Source organism: Bradyrhizobium sp. P2_E8, assembly GCF_056403875.1.
Window position 1 is genome coordinate 1 of record NZ_JBFUES010001740.1, and the last position, 790, is coordinate 790.

Below are 790 nucleotides of genomic sequence, written 5' to 3' on the forward strand. Positions count from 1 at the left end.
CCCAACCACACCTCGGACCAGCATCCCTGGTTTGTCGAGAGCCGGTCCTCGCGCGACAATCCCAGGCGTGACTGGTACGTCTGGCGCGATCCGGCGCCCGATGGCGGCGCGCCGAACAACTGGGTGTCCGAATTCGGCGGCAGCGCGTGGCAGTTCGACGAGACGACGGGTCAATATTACTACCACGCCTTCCTCGCCCTGCAGCCGGACCTCAACTGGCGCAACCCGGATGTCCGCGCCGCGATCTACGACGTGATGCGGTTCTGGCTGGAGAAGGGCGTCGACGGCTTTCGCGTCGACGTGATCTGGCACCTGATCAAGGACGCCGAGTTCCGCGACAATCCGCCGAACCCGCATTATGTCGAGGGCCGGCCGGCGCACGAAAGGATCATGACGCAATATTCCACCGACCAGCCGGAGGTGCATGACGTCATCGCCGAGATGCGGCGCGTCACCGATGCGTATCGCGCCCGCGTGCTGATCGGCGAGATCTATCTGCCGCTGCACCGGCTGATGGCCTATTACGGCAACGATCTCACCGGCGCGCAGATGCCGTTCAACTTCGCGCTGCTCTCGACCTTCTGGAGCGCGCGCTCGATCGAGAAGATCATCGACGATTATGAGAAGGCGCTGCCGAAAGGCGCCTGGCCGAACTGGGTGCTCGGCAATCACGACCGTCCGCGCGTCGCAAGCCGCGTCGGGCCGGAGCAGGCCCGCGTCGCCGCCATGCTGCTGCTGACGCTGCGCGGCACGCCGACGCTCTACTACGGCGACGAGATCGGCATGCACC

At 65.6% G+C, this 790-nt stretch carries 1 protein-coding gene; it reads left to right on the top strand.

Annotated features, from left to right (window positions below):
• A partial coding sequence (locus AC1D00_RS43595) for an alpha-amylase family glycosyl hydrolase (protein WP_477014997.1) occupies positions 1 to 790 on the top strand: 790 nt, incomplete at both ends.